We start from the raw sequence: 17,573 nt of genomic DNA, 5'->3' as shown, positions 1-17,573 counted from the left end.
CGCTTTGCCCCTGTGTCAGCAAGGTCGATGCCAAACCGTCACCACGGCAGAAATTTTCCTGCATCGTGTCATAACTGGCCGAAGGACCGGGGTTGCAAAGGCGATGCCAACTGGCGCGCATGTGACTAAAAAACCGCGCTTTTAGGAATAAAGTACTAAGACAGGCAGACCTTGGGACGTTTAAAGAAATGACCAGCAAGGGCTTTGTTCCGAGAAGGATAAATTTATGTCATCCAGAAAGGTGCGCACGCTCACCCGTAACCTTGGCAGGTATCGCACGGTGAATGAAGGCGCGGAAGACACACATCAAGATTTTCAACTGGTGCGTCAGGAGACACACCTGTCGAATGTTTCGCAAGTCGAACGGTTTCTGCCCGATATTTTGGGCCGCGCGCTGGCGCGTTGCTGGATCGACAAAGGGTTCCGTCAGGAGTTTTATCTGGCGCCCAAAGACACGCTGTCGGATTATCACGTTCACCTGCCTGAAGATATTCTGGTGTCGGTCGAAACTGATCCCGGTGAGCGGTCCAAAGTGGTGGTCTATGAACAAGTGCGCGGAGCGCTGCCCAAGCGCCTGATGTATCTGCAACTGGTGATGATGGCGGGCAGATGACATCGCGGTGGTCCCATATCCTGGGGCTGTGTGTCAGCCTGTCTGTTCTGGCCCAGCCCGCGCAGTCCAATGCCTTTGCCGAAGCGGTCGCTGCCGCACGTGCAGGGCAGGCGGCGCAGGCAGTGCAGATGTTTCAGCGTCTGGCGGATGATCACAATGGTCCGGCCCAGTTCAATCTGGCGGTGCTGTATGCACTGGGCTCTGGTGTGACGCAAAACGATGAAACCGCGCTCTACTGGGCGTGGAAGGCGCGCTTTGCCGGTGTTCACAAAGCGCAGTCGCTGACCAGCTATCTGGGACACGGGTCGCCTGAAAGCCTGCTGGAAAAGGTGCAAAAACGTCTGCAGACGGATCTGCTGGAAGAGGTGAACAACGGCAATAAAGACGCCATGCTGTCCTTGGGCCGGGCCTATCTGGAGGTGGCTGCGCCGGCCGACAATGAACAGGCGTTGGTCTGGTTCACGATGGCGGCCGCAATGCAGGTGCCCCACGCCAGCAAGTGGCGTGACGTGACAGGGCGCAAGCTGGACCGTGAAACACGTCTGGGGGCGCAGCAGAAGGCGGCAAGCCTTTACCAACAATGGTGTGACGGCCACGGAGCGGGATACCCTGACCTGTGCAGTTATAAAAGCTGACCTGACAGCGTACACCACACCTTCTCCCTATTCCGGTTTCGGGAAGAACTTGTAGATATCATCCAGCGTTGCCTTGCCGCTGCGCGATTGCGCGGCGGCGCGGGCCTCTTCTTTGGTGCGCGACACTGCAGGGGTGGCAGGCGGTGGGGTTTGAGCGGCACCCTGAGTCGCGCCCTGCGACAACAGATCCTTCACGGCGGCTGCACCTGAATGCAGCAACTCCAGATCCGCCAAGAGACTGTCGATGGTTTGTTGCAACATCACGGCCTCACCGATGAGGCGTGTTTTTGTGAGGAAGCTTTTCAGCGTCTCCACCCAAGGCGCATAGCCCATCTGTTCCGCCGCATGCAGCAAACGATCCGCCTGCGCCTTGGCGCCGCTCAGCCGGTCATCCAAAGGCGCGGCGCTGCCACGCTGAATGCGCAGACCTTCAAGGGTTTCTTGCACGATATCCTGCCACACCCCGCGGAAGCCCGGGTCCTGATCAAAGCTGTCAACTGGCGCCGCGTTGTCCGTGGGGGCGCCCGAAGCGTCGACTGTCGTGGGGGTGACTTCAGGCGTTGGCTCTGCCGGTGGCGGCGTTTCGGTGCTTGGAGTGGCATCCTCGTCATCCCATGACCAGAAATCCTCGCTTTCCCAGTCGTCGCGGATCTGGCCGCTTTCATCGGTGTCAGTCACCGTGGGTTTGGGCGGTTTGCGCATGTCTGCCGCTGGATTACCCGCAGTGGCGTCCTCTTTGTGTGCGCTTACGGTCTGCGGATTTGCGGTGACTTTGGGGGGGAGATAGGTGTCTTCTGCGGGCAGGCTCACCTCTGGTTTATCGCCGCGCAGGGCTTGCAGGTCGCCGCGGATCTTGGCCACGGCAGCGTTCAGCGCGGCATCGTCCCCAATTGCGGGCAGGTCGAAATTGAAATCCTCTAACAGGTGGATCCAATCGTCAAATTCCATCTGGCGCGCGGCATGAAGGAGGCGCGCAGCGCTGTCGTCAACCCGTTTCAAGCGGGCGTCAAATTCGGCCTTCCATGTCTCAGCCAGTCCGAGCGCCTGCAGGGTTTCGACCACCATTTCCTCCCAGATCTGCATATATTGATGATCCTCGGAGAAGCGAGAGATTGGTGTGGGGTCAAACACCACCACGATCTCTTCCTCACCTTCTGTCTCATCGTCAGTGGCTTGCGGGGCAGAAGGTGGGGCAGGCGGAGGGGCCTCTTTTGTCGGCTCCGGCAGCGTCTGGTCCGGTTCAGGCGTTTGATCCGCCTCCGACACGGATTCTGGCTCGGGTTCTGCCTCTGGGACTGGCTCAGGCGCAGGTTCGGGCTCACTTGCGGCTTCCGGCGCATCGCCAGCCTGTTCGGATGCTGCGTCACCGTCGCCCAATTCTGCAAACAGCGCATCCATATTGGCCATCGGGTCCAGCACTGGCTCCGTTGGTTTCGCGGCGGGCTTTTCCTCTGCGGCGGGCGCTTCGGGTTCCGGTTCAGGCTGTGGGGCGGGTTCAGGTTCAGGGTCGGGTGTCGCGGCGGCCTCTTCGGCGCCTTCGGGGACCTCGACATCTGGCAGATTGGGGGCATCTGCACCTTGCAGGGCAGTCATATCGGTGATGCCTTTGTTCAGGCGCTGGTCCAGCTGCCAATCCGCATTGATGCTGTCACAGTCAAAGACGATGGAATTGGCGGCATTGGCCCAATCTGTGTCGCCCATGCGCGTTGCGCCAAAGCCCAGCCAGTCTGCATCCTTGCGCGCCTGTTCAAGGCGGGCGTCAAAATCTTCCTCTGACAGGCGCACCTTGGTCAGTTTGTCGATGCCTTCCTGCTGCATTTCTTTCCAGATCTGCTGATACATCTCATCCTTGGCATAGTCAGGCACATCCAGTTGCTGTTCTTTGTATGCTGCGGCTTCTGCTTCGGCGGCGGCCGCTTCGGCAGCGGCAGCCTCGGCGGCGGCCTCCGCCTCTGCTGCGGCTTGTGCTTCGGCGGCTTCTGCGTCCCCGCCTGCTGTCGGGTCGCCTTCTGGCGGCGGCATTGCGATGGCATCATTTGCACCGGCAGCGGCGTCACCCCTTGCAGCTGCAGTGTTACCTGCAGCACCTGCGCCGGCCTGCGACTGTGCGGCCTCGCCGCCTTCTGCGCCAGTTTCGTTCGCGCTGCTGCCGTCTGTCCCGTCCTCGCCTTCGCTGGATCCCATCATGGCACCCAGATCGTTGAGGTCCAATGCCGTGACCGTGCCGGTGCCGCCCTTCTTGCGTGCCGCGGCGACCTCTTCGGCCTCAAGAACCTCTTCGTCAGTGTCTTTCGTGGCCCTTTTTTTCGACCCCGCCGGCACTTTCACCGGTTTACTGATCAACCAGCTTGTGCCGCCCTTGCCACCGCGCTTGGGTTTCTGGGCGTCCTCCAGCAGCTTGATCCGCGCCTTCATCAGGGTGCGTTTCTTGTCCAACGAAGGTTCTTCTTCCCAGGCCAGCTGCAGCTCATCCACCGCCTCTTCGACAGACAGGGTGTTCACTGTTTTCAACAGCTTGGTGATCACCGGGGGAACCTTGGGTTTTGCGCGCTTGGTGGTGCGGGCCATGATTATCCTCGTTTCGCTGGCTTGGCATTGTCCTTGCAGGGATCCAGGCGAACGGCCCTGCCGGAGTTGCTACAGATCAGCAAGTATCGCGCCAACTGCAGCCACTCGACGCTTAAGGGTCATAAAAACCGAAACCCACAGAAACCGTGAGGTCAGTCATGTCTGCAATTGCCAATCATCTGAACCTGCACGCTCAGGCGCTGCAGCTGCGCGAAAAGCGAAACGAGGTTCTGGCCTCTAATATCGCCAATGCCGCCACGCCTGGTTTCAAGGCGCGTGACATTGACTTCAGCTCTGCGCTTAGCAGCGCCATTGGTGCGGGTGAGCTGAAGACGACCCATGCAGGTCATATGCCGGTGGGGAATGGGGCAGGGGATGGCATGCTTTACCGCAAGCCTACCACCACGGCGCTGGACGGCAATACCGTCGAGATCGCGGTGGAGCAGATGGAGTTCGCCCAGAACACCCTGCGTTACCAGTCCAGTCTTGAATTTCTGAACCGTAAAATCCGCGGTCTTAAAGGCGCGATTAGAGGGGAGTAAGAAGAATGAACGTTTTTGACGTTTCAGCCCGCGCGATGAGTGCGCAGATGCTGCGGTTGAACACCGTGGCTTCTAACATGGCCAATATGAATTCCGTCTCCAGCACCCGCGAAGGCGCTTATAAGCCGATGCGCCCGGTGTTCGAGACGCAGTTTGCCGATCAGATGCAACAGACCGGTCTGTCCACCGTGGATGTGAGAGAGATCGTGCAGTTGGACCGTGCCCCAACACAAAGCTTTCAGCCAGACCACCCGTTGGCGGATGGCGAAGGCTATGTCTATCAGGCCGCCGTCAATCCCGATGAAGAGATGGTCGAGATGATGGAGGCCAGCCGTCAGTACCAAAATACGCTGGAGGTGGTGTCAACACTGCGCAACCTCATGTCCAAAACCACAAGGATGGGTCAATGACAGTAAACACCACCAATAACGCCGCCGGTCTGCGGACCTTTGATGAAATGAACCGGAAGGCGACACCGAACGGTCAGACAGAACTGAGTTCGGATGACTTTCTGCTGTTGATGACCAAACAGTTGCAGAACCAGGACCCGCTGTCGCCGATGCAGAACGAACAGTTCCTTGCGCAGCTGGCACAGATGTCCAGCGTCAGTGGGATTGAGAACCTCAATACCACGATGACTTCCGTTGCGAATGCGATGAGCAACTCGATGATCTCCGAGGCTTCTTCGATGCTGGGTCAGCGCGCTTTGATCAATGGGTCCTCCACCCGCGCCCATGAGGGCAGTGTGGATGGCCGCGTTCTGGTGCCTGACAACGGGTCGGAGGTGACGCTGACCTATACGGATGCGAATTCTGGCGAGGTGTTGCATCGTCAGGTTCTTAGCGATCAATTCGCGGGCAAAGCCGATTTTTCCTGGGACGAGGCACCCAGTGACGGGCGCGAAATTCGCGTTTCCGCCACCATCAGCAACGAAGGTGGCACGCAAGATGCAAGCGTACAGCTATATGCCCTGATCGAAGGGGTCGAGATCGATCCCACCAATAACGGCATGATCCTGCAGGTGCAGGATTACGGTCAGTATCTGGGTTCAGAAATCACTGCCCTGCGCTGATGTGCAGTGCTTCAAGGATCAAACCTGAAAAGGACGAAAGATGAGTAGCTTTATCGCATTGTCTGGTCTGAATGCCGCGCAGGCAGATTTGACCGCCACTTCTAACAACATCGCCAATGTGAACACCGGCGGCTTCCGCGCCAGCCGGACCGAGTTTTCGGACCTTTTCACCCGCTCGCCCTATGCGGCATCGCGTACCGCGATGGGATCGGGTGTTCGCGTACAGAACGTCCGCCAGAGCTTCAGCCAAGGTGCGGTGTCGCAAACTGCGGATACACTGGATCTGGCCATTCAGGGGCAGGGGTTCTTTACCGTGTCGGATGCGGTACAGAACGGCAACATGAGCTACACCCGAGCTGGTGCCTTTGGCGTTGATCAGAACGGGTATATCGTGAACGCTGGCGGCGGCTTTCTGCAGGGTTTTCCGACCAACATGGATGGCAGTATCCGCGATCAGACTGATATCGGCCGTATTCGTGTGCCTTCAACATATGGCGAGGCGACCCAGACGACGATTGTGGATTTGCAGGTCAATTTGCAATTCGGCTCTGAAGGTCATGGCAATCAGGCGGCGGTGCCTTCGGCCCTTGCCTTTGATCCAACGGATGACACCACCTATGCCTCTACGGCGCCGATTAACGTTATGGATGACGAAGGCAATCCGGTGAACGCAGCGGTTTATTTTGTGCGCACCGCCGATCCGACACTGGCGGCCCCCACCACGTCGTATGAGGTGCGTATGGTGATTGACGGCGAAACGATGACTGCGAGCCCTGCAAGCATCACCTTTGACGACGAAGGCAATCCGTCGGCACCGTTCTCGACTATGAACTTCTCTGGCACCAACTGGAACATGGCGCTGAACCTTGATGATACCGAGATGAGCAATCAGAGCTTTTCGGTGGAGTCATCGGCCCACAATGGCGATCGCCCGCGTGGCCTCTCGGGGCTGGAGATCGGCGATGACGGTCTGCTGTGGGCGTCTTATGCGGGCGACCGTGCGATTGCGCTGGGCCAACTGGCGATTGGCAACTTTTCCAATCTGCAGGGTCTGAAGAGTCTGGGCGATGCCAGCTATGCGGCGACCAATGCTTCGGGTGATGTGGTTTATGGTGCAGCTGGTTCCGATGGCCTCGGCAATATCGAAAGTGGCGCGCTGGAACTTTCCAACGTCTCGCTCACCTCAGAACTGGTGGATCTGATCACCGCACAGCGGAACTATCAGGCCTCGGCCAAGGCGCTGGAGACCAGTTCGTCGATGGCACAGACCATCATGAATATCCGCGCCTAAGCGCTGATCTGGCACTGACACGAAACACGAAAGGGCACTGATATGGACCGCATGATCTACACGGCACTCAATGCCCTTTCGAACCAGCGCGATCAACGGATCACGCAGGCGCAAAACCTGGCCAACATGAACGTGCCGGGCTTTCGCCGCGATCTGCCCAACGAAGGGCGCACCTATTTTGCCACCGCGATGGAAACCGCCACTGTGCGCGCCTTCCAGACAGAGCTGGGACCGGCCGGGTTTTCCTCGGCCTCAGGCCCGTTGCAGCAGACCGGCGCGGAACTGGATCTGGCCATCGTCGATGAAGGCTATTTCTTCTCCATGCCCGATGGTGACGGCGATGTTGCCCTGACCCGGCGCGGCGACCTGCGTCGCAATGTGGAGGGCACGCTGGTCAACGGGGCAGGGGATGCGATCCTTGACCAGACCATGACCCCGATCCAGCTGGAACAATACCGCGACCTGACCATCACCGACATTGGCGAGATCTGGATTGTGCCGGCAAACGCACAGCCCGGCGCCGAACCGGTTCTGGCCGGTGTCATCGCCACCGTGGTGCCCGAAGAGGGCACCGTGCTGCGCAAAGGCCCAGATGGCCAGATCCGTGACCCCGATGGCGAGGTGCCTTTCCCCAATCAGTTGGCCAAGGTCAATCAAGGCTCACTTGAAGGCAGCAACATCAACACGGTCGAGGAATTGATAAATTCCATCGACATGCAGCGCAATTTCGAGCTGAACATCCGCTTTGTGTCCAACGCACAGAAGCTGGATGAATCCTCCGCCCGCCTGCTGCGTTCTCCTGACAGCTAAAATCATCGCTTAAGTCGCGCCTCTGGCGGGGATTGGCACGGGCCTTGCACCTCTTTGGGTAAGAATAGGTTCCAGCCACCACCCTAAAGGAGGACAGGCATGTCAAGCAGCGCGATGCACGTGGCCAAAACCGGCCTCAACGCCCAACAGTCCCGGATTCAGGTGATTTCGAACAACCTGGCCAACGTGAACACCACTGGCTTCAAACGGGATCGTGCCAACTTTGAGACGCTGCTCTACCAGACTTGGCGTCCGGCGGGTGCGCAAACCTCTGAAAGCACGCAGTTGACCTCTGGTTCGTCCATCGGGACGGGGGTGCGTCTGGTCAGCACCGAAAAGACCTTTAGTCAGGGTAACCTGATGAGCACCGACAACGCGATGGATCTGGCCATTGACGGCAACGGCTTCTTTGAGGTGCTGCTTCCGGATGGTCGCATGGGCTACACCCGCGACGGTAGCTTTGGCATGAATGCAGATGGGGTGATGACCACTTCGTCGGGCTATATCCTGCAGCCCGAAATCACCATTCCGTCTGATGCGACCAATATCTCGATTTCGGCGGATGGGATCGTCAGTGCCACCACCCCCGGCGATGTGGAACCGCAGGAGTTGGGCCAGATCTCGGTCACCCGCTTTGTGAACCCACGTGGTCTGACGCCGATCGGCGAAAACTTCTCGGTCGAAAGTCAGGCCAGCGGTGAACCGATTGTTTCGGTCCCCGGCGTCGAAGGCGCGGGGCGTCTGCTGCAAGGCCAGCTGGAGGCATCAAACGTAAACGTTGTGCAGGAACTGGTGGAGATGATCGAGGCGCAGCGCGCCTATGAAGTGAACTCCAAGTCGATCTCGGCCACGGACGAGATGCTGCGCTACCTGTCGAACAAACTCTGAGGATCGTTGTGATGAACTTTCGCAAAATCATCTGTCTGGGCATGATGCCCGCCGCACTGACCGTCGCGGGCTGCACCGTCGAACAAGAAGCCGCCGCCTCACGCGATTGGGCGCCTGTTTATCAACAGCCGCTGCCACAACCCACCGCACAGCTGGCCAGTGGCGCGATTTTCAATGGCGGCCAGATGGGGCTCTTTGCCACCGACCGCCGCGCCTCTCAGGTAGGTGATATCCTGACCGTTGTGCTGCAGGAGAAGTTCCAGGCCTCCAAGGCGCAGAATGCATCCTCGTCGAAGGCGGACGCCTTTCAGGTGAACACCCCCGGCATCCTCAATATCAATGATTCACAGCTGACTGCAGGCACGAACAAGACTTTCAATGGCAATGGTCGTGCGTCGCAGTCGAACTCCCTCACTGGCAGCATGTCTGTTTCGGTGGTGCGGGTGCTGCCCGGTGGCAACCTTGAGGTGATCGGTCAGAAGAAGATGACGCTGAATAACGGCGATGAATACATCCGCCTGCGCGGCATTGTCCGTCAGGCCGACATCAGTGCCGATAATACTGTCGAAAGCAATCGCCTGGCCAACGCCGAGATCAAATATGTCGGTGCAGGCGATGTGGCGGACACCGGCAAGAAGGGCTGGCTGCGCCGTGGCTTTGACGCGGTTTCGCCGATCTGATCCGGCCGCAACGGACCACGGATCGGGCACGAAGAGAACAGAGGGTTTCCCCATGACACGCAAAATCATCCGCGCATTTGTCGCCAGTCTTTGCATTTTTGCATCTGCGGGTGGCGCTATGGCCGACCGGATCAAGGATATGGCCTCGGTTGCAGGCGTGCGGTCGAACGCGCTGGTGGGCTACGGTCTGGTACTGGGCCTGGCGGGCACGGGCGATGGCGGTTCAAAGCTGACGCAGCAGTCGATGCAATCGCTGATCTCTCGTCTTGGGCTGGACACGCGACCGGGGGATCTGGATACCAAAAACGCCGCCGCTGTGATGGTGACGGCGGAAATGCCCCCCTTTATGAAGCCCGGTCAATCGCTGGATGTGACCGTGTCCACCGCAGGGCGCGCGAAATCGCTGAAAGGGGGCACGCTGTTGATGACGCCCTTGATGGGTGCCGACGGTGAGGTATACGCCATTGCGCAGGGTAACCTTGTGGTTGGTGGTCTGGGGGTTGAGGGCGGTGATGGATCGTCGTTGGTGGTCAATGTGCCCACCGTGGGCCGTGTGCCCGGTGGTGCAACGATTGAACGCATGGTGGAAACCCCATTTCTTGAAGCGGAATATCTGGTTCTGAACCTCAATCGCTCTGACTTTTCCACCGCGGCCAGCGTGGTTGATGCGGTGAATGAAATGTTCGGTGAAGGTGTTGCGGTGGCGCTGGATGGTACGTCTGTTCGTGTGCGCGCGCCTGCCGATCCGGCACAGCGTGTGGCCTTCATGGGCCTGTTGGAAAACATCGAGGTGCAACCAGCCGAAGCGGCAGCGCAGGTGATCGTGAACGCCCGCACCGGCACCGTTGTGATTGGCGGATCGGTGCGCGTGACGCCCTCTGCGGTCAGTCATGGATCGCTTACCGTACGGGTGAATGAGGATTTTAACGTTGATCAGGGCGGTGCCAGCGTGGTGGCCAATGGTGACAACGTGATTGTTGCGCCGGGCGAACCTGTCGTGACCCCCGACAGCGACATCATGATCACCGAGGAAAACGCGCCTGCCTTTATCTTTGACCCTGGTGTCAGTCTCAGCTCGCTGGTGGATGCGATCAATGCAGTGGGCGCCAGCCCGGCAGATCTGGTTGCCATCCTAGAGGCGCTGCACCGCGCCGGTTCACTGCGCGCGGAACTGATCGTGATCTGATGCGCGTCGTATAAGAAAGAGGTTTAGTTTTCATGTCAGTCTCTCTCCCTTCTGCCCCGATGATGGACATCTCCAGTTCGCTGGAAGTGCACCGCCACAACGCGCAGGCCGCTGCGGCCCGTCGTGCAGAGGGCGCTTCTGACACCGGTGCGGTAGATCCGCGTATGCGTCAGGCCGCCGAAGGGTTTGAGGCGTTGTTTCTGCAACAGATGCTGAAGGCGGGGCGTGCAGCCTCGCTGGGCGATGACCTCCTTGGGGGGAGCGGGGTAGAGCGCATGCAGGGCATGCTGGATGAAACCCTGACCGAGAATGCTGCCAACCAGGCCGGACTAGGTCTGGCGGATGCAATCGTGCGGCAATTCGCACCCCTGGTAAAGAAAGCTGACTGATGGCAGATATTTTGAACATCGGCCGTTCCGGCATGATGGCGTTCCGCGCCGCGCTGACGGTGACATCGGAAAACGTTGCCAATGCCAATACCGACGGCTACGCGCGGCGCAGTGTGATCACCAAAGAGGCGGCCGGCAGTGCCAGTAGCCCGTTTTACGCCAACGCCAGTGGGCAGGGGGTGTTGGTGGACGACATCCGCCGCGCCTTTGACGAACTGGTGGTGGCGCAGGTGCGCAACACCGGATCGGCTGTGGCCTCGGCCAGCACCATGCATCCGGCCATGGAGCAATTGGAAAACCGGCTGCTGCCCGATGCGGGGGGCGTTGAGGAGATGCTGTCGGGCTATTTCGAGGCGATCGAAGGACTGGCCGCCAACCCCGAAGATAAGGGTATGCGCGCTGTCGTTCTGGAATCGGGGCGCGGGCTGGCTACGGCGATTGCCGATATGGCCACGGATGTACGTGACCTGGGCGAATATATGCACGCACAGGGCGGGCAGGTACTGGATCGTATCAATGGCCTGCTGAAAGAGGCGCATAAACTGCAGACGCAGATGGGCCTTTCGTCTGTTCCCGGGGCAGATAACGCGGTGCTTGATCGCCGTGATAAACTGCTGAATGATCTGTCAGAGCTGGTCGATATTCGCGTTGAATATAACAACATTGGCGTGGCCACCGTTACCCTTGGCAGTGCGCCGGGTGGCCCAACCTTACTGAGCCAAGACGGACCTGCGCGTCTGACGCTGAATGCGGATCTGTCACTCAATGTGCGTGGCGCGACCGCTGGATCGCTGGCAGCGGATGCCATCACCCGCTCGCCTTCGGCGGGGCAGTTGCACGGGCTCTACGCCACCTATAGCGCGGTACAGGCGACATTGTCGGATCTGGCGGGCTTTGCCGGATCAGTTACCGATCAGATCAACGTCATCCACCAAAGCTCGCGCGATGGCAACGGGGCGGCGGGTGCGCGGATGTTTTCGCTCAATGGGTGGGACGCGGTGCCCAGCCCGCACAACGCGGGCAGTACACTGGCTGTTGCGGCAGAGGTGGAGGGGCAGGCCCCACCAACCGATCCCATCAAGTTGGTCTATGACGGCACCGCAGGTGCATGGAACGCCTATGACAGCAGCAATACCCTGCTTGGCAGCGGCACCACCTCTATCAGCCTCGGCAATGTCGAGGTGCAGCTTACCGGTGCGGCGGTGGATGGCGATGTGATCACGCTGGAGCCGACGCATGGATCGGCAGAAAACATGCGTTTTCTGCTCACCGACACTGACCAGATTGCATCAGGCGGGGCACTGGTGATCAGCCCCAATGTGGCCAACACCGGCACCAGCGCACTGATCGCTGAACCCGCAAACGAAAGTTTCACCAGCCTGCCCACTGTGGCCAGTCTGTTGCCCACCGATGGCTCCTCGCAGGGGTTGCTGTCTGCGGGCGTGGTCGGAATCATCCCTGCGGATGCCACCGAGGTTTCGTTGGCATCGCTGGCAGGCAGTGGCACTGCATCTGATATTATGGTGTTCACTCGCGAAGGCACGCAAATCGCAGGTCCTGTTCTCAGCGGCGCGGCGGCGACCTCTTTGCTGACGACGGCGAACGGCTTTGCTGACGGGGCGATTTATGACAGCACGCTGACCGGTCAGGCGAATAACTATCTGGGCACCAAACTGTCCACGGACGGCAGTACAGCTGCGACGCAATGGCTCCGTCTCAGTGATCTGCCGGCCGAGGATCTGATTGTGGTTGCAGGCGCGGGCAATCTGGAAATTGGCGGCTCTGTCACCACTGGCGCGCTGGCTGAACAAGGCGACCGCGCTGTGACGGTACAGGTGGTGGATGCCACAACGGGCGAAGTTGCGGTGGTGGATCAGACCACTGGTCACCGTTTGGGCGGCGGCATTCTGGACGGTAGCGGCAATGCGCAAATCGCGGGCTTTGATCTGACACTGGCGGCGGGCTATGCCACGGGCGATCAGTTTGATGTCACCGCGTCCAGTTCCGGCACCGGTGATGCGCGCGGCCTCAGTGCGCTGGCGGCACTGCGCACCCGCGACAATTCCAGCGGTCTGGGCGGGTTCCATTCTATTCTGACCGAAATCCGCACCGAAGTGGGCGGGCTGACATCTGCCGCCAAGATCAAAGAAGAGGTGACCGAGGCTCAGCATGAGGCTGCCCTGACGGCCCATCAGGCGGCAGCGGGCGTTGATCTGGACACAGAGGCGGCCAACCTGATGAAATTCCAACAGGCCTATCAGGCCAACGCACGGATCATGACAGTGGCGCAAGAGCTGTTTTCGACCCTGATGACTTCGCTGCGGTAATAGGAGGGTATTGATATGACCATCGGCACCTCACTACACCACCAACTGGCCACACGGCATTTCACCCGTCTGGATACCGATATTTCCAACCTGCAGGCTGAAATCGCCAAAGGTAAGGCGGACCCGCGTGCCTCTGTCGATCCGGTGCGGTCGCTCAACATGTCGGCCACCCGCGACCAAAGCGCGATGGTGGAACAGTTTACTGAAAACCTGGAACGGGCGGATGCGCGGCTGACCATGGGCGATACCGTTCTGGGCACAGTTGGCAAAACGCTGAATCGCCTGTCAGAGATTGCCATTCGTGGTGCCAGTGGATCGGTGTCACCATCTGAACGCGAATCCCTGCGCATTGAGGCGGTAGAGTTGCGCGACAGTCTGGTGTCGATGGCACAAAGCCGCGACAGCACCGGGCGCGCCCTGTTTGGGGGTTACAAGACCGACCGTGATCCCTTTATCGACGGTCCGAATGGGGTGGTCTATGCGGGCGACAGTGGGCGTCATACGCTGCGCGTGTCGGAAAACGCGATGATGGCATCGGGCCTCAACGGCCAGGAACTGTTCATGGAGATTGAGGTCCCCGGCGCCGATGGGCCGGAGGTGCGCGATCTGTTTTCTGTCGTAGATGACCTGATCCATACGCTGACGCCGGGTGGCGGCGCACGTCGCGATAGCATCACTGGCCCCGACGCGATGCGCCTGCAACTGGGCGACACCACTGGGCAGGTGGGTATGACCATCGAAGGTCCGAATGGCACAGCAGAGATTTCAGCGCCCTATATGGCGCAGTCAAAGGACGCTCTGATCGCCGCGATCAACGCAGAAACCGCGACCACCGGCATCACCGCGATGATTGATCCCGCAGATCCTACCGCGATCCGGCTGGATGCGAGCGGTGATATTACGATCAGTAAAACCGACATCAACGCAGGCAACAACCGGCACGACAACATGGTCCAGATCACCCCGCTGGCAGGCGATGATGCGGATACACCTTTCATCATTGTGCCGTCGGATGAGACGTCGAACGCCATGATCGACAAGATCAACTCCACCCTCGATCACATTGCGGATGCACGCGGGGAGATCGGTGCTTTGCAACAGGTGGGCGAACGCCACCGGGTTGGCCTCGATAAACGGTTCGAAATGGTGCAGCGCGCTCTTGCCGGATACGAGGGTCTGGATATCGCGGCCGCCGTGACAGAGTTGCAGGCAATGATGATGAGTCGCGAGGCCGCGCAGCAGACCTATGCGCAAATCTCCTCGCGCACACTGTTTGACTTTCTAGGCTAACCGGATGAACAGGAGACGCCAGCGTATGGACGTGGTGCTGCGTTGTTTTGGGCAGGGCGCGGCGCTGCTGATTGCGCTGGCAGCAATCAGCAGCGCCGCGCTGGCCCGCGTTCCCGATTGCGAAGGCATGGCGGCACAGACCGGTGCGCGTTTTGGACTGCCAGAGGGCTTGCTGCCCGCGATTTCACGTGTGGAGACGGGGCTCAAGCAGGGCGAGCGCGGCGTGCGCGGCTGGCCTTGGACGCTGAATGTGCAGGGCAAGGGCTACTATTTCAAAACGCGGGAAGAGGCATTGGCGAAACTGCGTGCGGTGCTGGATGCTGGCGTGCGCAACGTCGATGTCGGTTGCATGCAGATCAACTATCGCTGGCACGCGGAAAACTTCGCCTCGGTCGAAGAGATGATGTCGCCTGAGGCTAACACCGCCTATGCTGCCAAGTTCCTGACACGGTTGAAAAATCGTCATGGCAGCTGGGAGGTGGCGACGAAATACTATCATTCCTCGGATCGGACACGTGGCACCGCTTACCTTGGCCGCGTACACCGCGTCTTGGCGCGATTGCCACAAGTGCAGCCTTCTTTCGTTGCCTCGACGGCGGCTGGCGCGACGGGGGCACAGGTGGCTCGCGGTGGGCAGGGGAGAGGCCGGCATTCACAGGATTCCGTGCTGGTCAGCTTGCCGAAAACGCCGACGGCCTGGATGGGCGCGCGGCGCAGTGTCGTTCTTCCTGACAGTCCACGCCCGGAGCTGACCGTCTTACAGACAAGCGCCCGAAAGACGAAACGTCAAAACCGTTACAGCCGTGCGTCAAGCGCCCGTCAGGATTTGGTCCAGCACTTGCGCCGTGAATTCGCCCGCTAAGAGGCAGTATAGACCGAATTAACATAGACCAAAGTATGTATGCGCGCCCGAAAGAGAGCGTCACGTCGCCGTCCGATACGTGGCGGTACGTCGGCATTTTGACTAGTCTGAGAGGGAAATCAGACGCGGCCCAGTTGCGTCTTACACCCCAAGGCAGACCAAATTATGACCAACCAGTACAGTAACCTGTTTTTCGATGCCGAAGCGCCGATCCTCTATGAGGTCGACGCGCATGTTGTCGGTTCTGCCCCTGCGACGCGGCGGATGAAACAGATGCTGACCGCCGTGGCGCCCAGTGACGCGCCGGTGATGCTGTCTGGTGACACGGGATCCGGTAAGGAGCGCGCTGCAACGGCTATTCATGCGGCCTCGGGGCGGGCGGGTAAACTGGTGGCGGTGAACTGTGCAGCCATTCCGGGGGAGTTGCTGGAATCCGAACTGTTTGGCTACGAAAAGGGCGCTTTTACGGGCGCCGATGAACAACGCGTCGGCCTGATCGAAATGGCTGATGGCGGCACGCTGTTTCTGGATGAAATCGGCGATATGCCACTGGCATTGCAGGCAAAACTTCTGCGTGTTCTAGAGGCGCGAGAAATCCAGCGTGTCGGCGGTCGCGAACATATCGCAGTAAACTTCCGCCTGATCACCGCGACCCACCGCCATTTGACCGAAGCAGTGGCCGAGGGCAAATTCCGCGCTGACCTTTACTATCGTATCAACGTGCTGCCAGTGCCTGTTCCGTCGTTGTCCGAACGTCTGGAAGAGATCCCCGAACTGATCGACCGGATGCTGAAAGACCACACCCGCCAGAACCCGCAGGCCAACCTGCCGCATTTTGCCATGGACGCAATTGAACGCCTGCAGGGCCACAGCTGGCCTGGCAACATTCGTGAACTGCGCAACGTCGTTGACCGTGCGATCGTGATGTTCCCCGGTCGCATGCTGCACGCGGCAGAGGTGGATAACTTCCTCTTGCTCAGTGAAAATGACGGGCAGGGCGCTGGCGCGACCCCCGGCATGGGCATGGGGGGTGATCAGGCGGCGGTGTTGAAAATGTTGGAAGACACTGGCCAGATCGACATCCGTCTGATCCTGCGGGATCTGGAAATCAGCCTGATCGAAGCGGCATTGAAAAAGGTCGAAGGCAACGTGACTGGCGCCGCACAGGCTTTGGGCCTGCAACGCACCACACTGATCGAGAAGATCAAGAAATACGGGATCAACAAAAACGCCTGATCCCACCCCTTTCCCCTAGCTGATGCGTGGTTGCATCAGCACTTGTCACCTGACACCCCCACCTCTGCAAAGAGGTGGGGCTTTTTTTGGGAAGGGGGCGGTAGGTTTGTTTCGTTTGATGCCTTTGGGTGTTTGAATAGCTTTCGCCCGCGGGAAGCGGACTTAGCAAAGCTTGGTGCTGTACTCGACCAGCAGACAATCGTGATGGTGCAGAAAATGTCGGCTTCGAGCCCAGAGTGACCAATGCTGCACGGCGCACCAATGTCCGGTCTTGGGAAATCAGATGTATCCGAGATCAGCCATTAAGGCGTCCGCCCCCAAGATCGCGTTTTGTAGTGCAACCGCCTTTGGCCGATCAGTCCAGCGGCGTGTTACTACGCCATCATAACTGATCGTTCGTCCAACAGAGTCGCCAATCAGGCCAATCCCTGCTCCGGCAGCGACGAGAGCCAGTTGGGTATGGCTGCGTGCTGCCTCTGCCGCCACTTCCAGATCGCTGTCGGGAGCAATAGCTCCTTTGATTGCTGCATGTAGTACCGGCCCTTGCGACTTTGGGAAAAGGACAAGTGGATACTTCGTCAGATCAGATGTCCGAATGCTGTCGCATTCGCTCAAGGGGTGCCCCTTCCGAAGGGCGACGCAAAATCCCTCCTCACCGAGAGGGGCAATGGTAAGACCCGCCGCGACATCAACAGGCGGGTGTAGAAACCCCAGATCCAGTTCCGCGCGCGCGATGGCTTTTGCCAGCGGGTCGGAAGAAACCTCTATGAGTTGCGGGGCGGGCCAGCCTTTCCCGGCAATGCGCGACAGAAGGTCCGGCAAGTGCGCATCAAGCGCAGCCGACACGAAACCAACGCGCAATGGCCGCGCCTGCCTCCCCATACGGCTTACGCGGGCTTCTGCGCGGTCAAGTGCAGCGAGAATATCTTCGGCCTCTTCCAATAGAATGCGGCCAGCATCGGTAAGTGATACGCCACTTTTCGAACGTTCAAAAACCGCGACCCCCAATCCAGCTTCCAATTCACTGATCGTCCGTGACAGTGGCGGTTGGCTCATGTTCAACGCGGAAGCGCCCGCTCTGAGCCCACCCGCGTGAGCCACGGCAACAAAATGACGGAGGAGACGGTGATCGAGCACATAACACATGATCCAACCATTATATCATCTGAGATTTTATTGATATT

Annotated in this window: 17 protein-coding genes; 15 read left to right on the top strand and 2 right to left on the bottom strand. The window is 59.3% G+C overall.

Going from position 1 to position 17,573, the window contains the following annotated elements; all coding sequences use genetic code 11:
* Positions 1 to 226: 226 nt before the first annotated feature.
* Positions 227 to 613 carry a hypothetical protein gene (locus tag MHM86_RS04500; protein ID WP_239196303.1) on the top strand — a complete coding sequence of 129 codons (387 nt, stop codon included), beginning with the start codon at positions 227 to 229 and terminating at the stop codon, positions 611 to 613.
* Positions 610 to 1,248 carry a tetratricopeptide repeat protein gene (locus tag MHM86_RS04495; protein ID WP_239196301.1) on the top strand — a complete coding sequence of 213 codons (639 nt, stop codon included), beginning with the start codon at positions 610 to 612 and terminating at the stop codon, positions 1,246 to 1,248. The genes MHM86_RS04500 and MHM86_RS04495 overlap by 4 nt, the downstream gene beginning before the upstream one ends.
* A gap of 27 nt (positions 1,249 to 1,275) precedes the next feature.
* Here the strand turns inward: MHM86_RS04495 and MHM86_RS04490 are convergent, their stop codons facing one another.
* Complete coding sequence (locus MHM86_RS04490) at positions 1,276 to 3,816, bottom strand: hypothetical protein (RefSeq protein WP_239196299.1); 2,541 nt, start codon at positions 3,814 to 3,816, stop codon at positions 1,276 to 1,278.
* Positions 3,817 to 3,974: 158 nt separating this feature from the next.
* On the opposite strand from MHM86_RS04490, the gene flgB reads away from it, so the two are divergent.
* The 13 genes from flgB to MHM86_RS04425 all read left to right on the top strand — a co-directional run bounded on the left by flgB (position 3,975) and on the right by MHM86_RS04425 (position 16,389).
* Positions 3,975 to 4,358 carry a flagellar basal body rod protein FlgB gene (flgB, locus tag MHM86_RS04485; RefSeq protein ID WP_239196297.1) on the top strand — a complete coding sequence of 128 codons (384 nt, stop codon included), beginning with the start codon at positions 3,975 to 3,977 and terminating at the stop codon, positions 4,356 to 4,358.
* A gap of 5 nt (positions 4,359 to 4,363) precedes the next feature.
* Positions 4,364 to 4,768 carry a flagellar basal body rod protein FlgC gene (flgC, locus tag MHM86_RS04480; RefSeq protein ID WP_239196295.1) on the top strand — a complete coding sequence of 135 codons (405 nt, stop codon included), beginning with the start codon at positions 4,364 to 4,366 and terminating at the stop codon, positions 4,766 to 4,768.
* Positions 4,765 to 5,430, top strand: a complete 666-nt coding sequence (locus tag MHM86_RS04475; RefSeq protein WP_239196293.1) for a flagellar hook assembly protein FlgD — start codon at positions 4,765 to 4,767, stop codon at positions 5,428 to 5,430. The genes flgC and MHM86_RS04475 overlap by 4 nt, the downstream gene beginning before the upstream one ends.
* Before the next feature lie 40 nt (positions 5,431 to 5,470).
* Positions 5,471 to 6,721, top strand: a complete 1,251-nt coding sequence (locus MHM86_RS04470) for a flagellar hook protein FlgE (RefSeq protein ID WP_239196291.1) — start codon at positions 5,471 to 5,473, stop codon at positions 6,719 to 6,721.
* A gap of 42 nt (positions 6,722 to 6,763) precedes the next feature.
* Positions 6,764 to 7,531, top strand: a complete 768-nt coding sequence (locus MHM86_RS04465) for a flagellar hook-basal body complex protein (protein WP_239196289.1) — start codon at positions 6,764 to 6,766, stop codon at positions 7,529 to 7,531.
* A gap of 99 nt (positions 7,532 to 7,630) precedes the next feature.
* A complete protein-coding gene (gene flgG / locus MHM86_RS04460; RefSeq protein WP_239196287.1) occupies positions 7,631 to 8,419 on the top strand; it encodes a flagellar basal-body rod protein FlgG in 789 nt (262 codons plus the stop codon).
* Between the two features lie 11 nt (positions 8,420 to 8,430).
* Positions 8,431 to 9,099 carry a flagellar basal body L-ring protein FlgH gene (locus MHM86_RS04455; protein WP_239196285.1) on the top strand — a complete coding sequence of 223 codons (669 nt, stop codon included), beginning with the start codon at positions 8,431 to 8,433 and terminating at the stop codon, positions 9,097 to 9,099.
* Positions 9,100 to 9,151: 52 nt separating this feature from the next.
* On the top strand, positions 9,152 to 10,285 hold the full coding sequence (locus tag MHM86_RS04450) for a flagellar basal body P-ring protein FlgI (protein WP_370644030.1): 1,134 nt from the start codon (positions 9,152 to 9,154) through the stop codon (positions 10,283 to 10,285).
* Positions 10,286 to 10,317: 32 nt separating this feature from the next.
* Positions 10,318 to 10,674, top strand: coding sequence for a rod-binding protein (locus MHM86_RS04445; RefSeq protein WP_239196283.1), 357 nt, complete (start codon positions 10,318 to 10,320; stop codon positions 10,672 to 10,674).
* Complete coding sequence (locus tag MHM86_RS04440; protein ID WP_239196281.1) at positions 10,674 to 13,001, top strand: flagellar basal body rod C-terminal domain-containing protein; 2,328 nt, start codon at positions 10,674 to 10,676, stop codon at positions 12,999 to 13,001. The genes MHM86_RS04445 and MHM86_RS04440 overlap by 1 nt, the downstream gene beginning before the upstream one ends.
* Before the next feature lie 15 nt (positions 13,002 to 13,016).
* Positions 13,017 to 14,291, top strand: a complete 1,275-nt coding sequence (gene flgL, locus MHM86_RS04435; protein WP_239196279.1) for a flagellar hook-associated protein FlgL — start codon at positions 13,017 to 13,019, stop codon at positions 14,289 to 14,291.
* A 4-nt stretch (positions 14,292 to 14,295) separates the two neighbouring features.
* Positions 14,296 to 15,153 carry a hypothetical protein gene (locus MHM86_RS04430; RefSeq protein WP_239196277.1) on the top strand — a complete coding sequence of 286 codons (858 nt, stop codon included), beginning with the start codon at positions 14,296 to 14,298 and terminating at the stop codon, positions 15,151 to 15,153.
* A 165-nt stretch (positions 15,154 to 15,318) separates the two neighbouring features.
* Positions 15,319 to 16,389 carry a sigma-54-dependent Fis family transcriptional regulator gene (locus tag MHM86_RS04425; RefSeq protein WP_239196275.1) on the top strand — a complete coding sequence of 357 codons (1,071 nt, stop codon included), beginning with the start codon at positions 15,319 to 15,321 and terminating at the stop codon, positions 16,387 to 16,389.
* A gap of 279 nt (positions 16,390 to 16,668) precedes the next feature.
* Here the strand turns inward: MHM86_RS04425 and MHM86_RS04420 are convergent, their stop codons facing one another.
* Positions 16,669 to 17,535 carry a LysR substrate-binding domain-containing protein gene (locus MHM86_RS04420; protein ID WP_239196273.1) on the bottom strand — a complete coding sequence of 289 codons (867 nt, stop codon included), beginning with the start codon at positions 17,533 to 17,535 and terminating at the stop codon, positions 16,669 to 16,671.
* Positions 17,536 to 17,573 lie beyond the last annotated feature (38 nt).

The sequence above is a fragment of the Thalassobius sp. Cn5-15 genome (genome assembly GCF_022347685.1).
Classification (GTDB): Bacteria; Pseudomonadota; Alphaproteobacteria; order Rhodobacterales; family Rhodobacteraceae; genus Thalassobius.
Note: the sequence above shows the minus strand (reverse complement) of the source record. Positions and strands in the feature narration are given on the sequence as shown.

What these genes read in the sequence shown, in the direction of transcription:
- MHM86_RS04490 (WP_239196299.1), bottom strand. Translation starts at nt 3,816, where the DNA reads ATGGCCCGCACCACCAAGCGCGCAAAACCCAAGGTTCCCCCGGTGATC.
- MHM86_RS04420 (WP_239196273.1), bottom strand. Translation starts at nt 17,535, where the DNA reads ATGTGTTATGTGCTCGATCACCGTCTCCTCCGTCATTTTGTTGCCGTG.
- MHM86_RS04500 (WP_239196303.1), top strand. Translation starts at nt 227, where the DNA reads ATGTCATCCAGAAAGGTGCGCACGCTCACCCGTAACCTTGGCAGGTAT.
- flgG (WP_239196287.1), top strand. Translation starts at nt 7,631, where the DNA reads ATGTCAAGCAGCGCGATGCACGTGGCCAAAACCGGCCTCAACGCCCAA.
- MHM86_RS04445 (WP_239196283.1), top strand. Translation starts at nt 10,318, where the DNA reads ATGTCAGTCTCTCTCCCTTCTGCCCCGATGATGGACATCTCCAGTTCG.
- flgB (WP_239196297.1), top strand. Translation starts at nt 3,975, where the DNA reads ATGTCTGCAATTGCCAATCATCTGAACCTGCACGCTCAGGCGCTGCAG.
- MHM86_RS04475 (WP_239196293.1), top strand. Translation starts at nt 4,765, where the DNA reads ATGACAGTAAACACCACCAATAACGCCGCCGGTCTGCGGACCTTTGAT.
- MHM86_RS04450 (WP_370644030.1), top strand. Translation starts at nt 9,152, where the DNA reads ATGACACGCAAAATCATCCGCGCATTTGTCGCCAGTCTTTGCATTTTT.
- MHM86_RS04425 (WP_239196275.1), top strand. Translation starts at nt 15,319, where the DNA reads ATGACCAACCAGTACAGTAACCTGTTTTTCGATGCCGAAGCGCCGATC.
- flgL (WP_239196279.1), top strand. Translation starts at nt 13,017, where the DNA reads ATGACCATCGGCACCTCACTACACCACCAACTGGCCACACGGCATTTC.
- MHM86_RS04440 (WP_239196281.1), top strand. Translation starts at nt 10,674, where the DNA reads ATGGCAGATATTTTGAACATCGGCCGTTCCGGCATGATGGCGTTCCGC.
- MHM86_RS04470 (WP_239196291.1), top strand. Translation starts at nt 5,471, where the DNA reads ATGAGTAGCTTTATCGCATTGTCTGGTCTGAATGCCGCGCAGGCAGAT.
- MHM86_RS04495 (WP_239196301.1), top strand. Translation starts at nt 610, where the DNA reads ATGACATCGCGGTGGTCCCATATCCTGGGGCTGTGTGTCAGCCTGTCT.
- MHM86_RS04430 (WP_239196277.1), top strand. Translation starts at nt 14,296, where the DNA reads ATGAACAGGAGACGCCAGCGTATGGACGTGGTGCTGCGTTGTTTTGGG.
- flgC (WP_239196295.1), top strand. Translation starts at nt 4,364, where the DNA reads ATGAACGTTTTTGACGTTTCAGCCCGCGCGATGAGTGCGCAGATGCTG.
- MHM86_RS04465 (WP_239196289.1), top strand. Translation starts at nt 6,764, where the DNA reads ATGGACCGCATGATCTACACGGCACTCAATGCCCTTTCGAACCAGCGC.
- MHM86_RS04455 (WP_239196285.1), top strand. Translation starts at nt 8,431, where the DNA reads ATGAACTTTCGCAAAATCATCTGTCTGGGCATGATGCCCGCCGCACTG.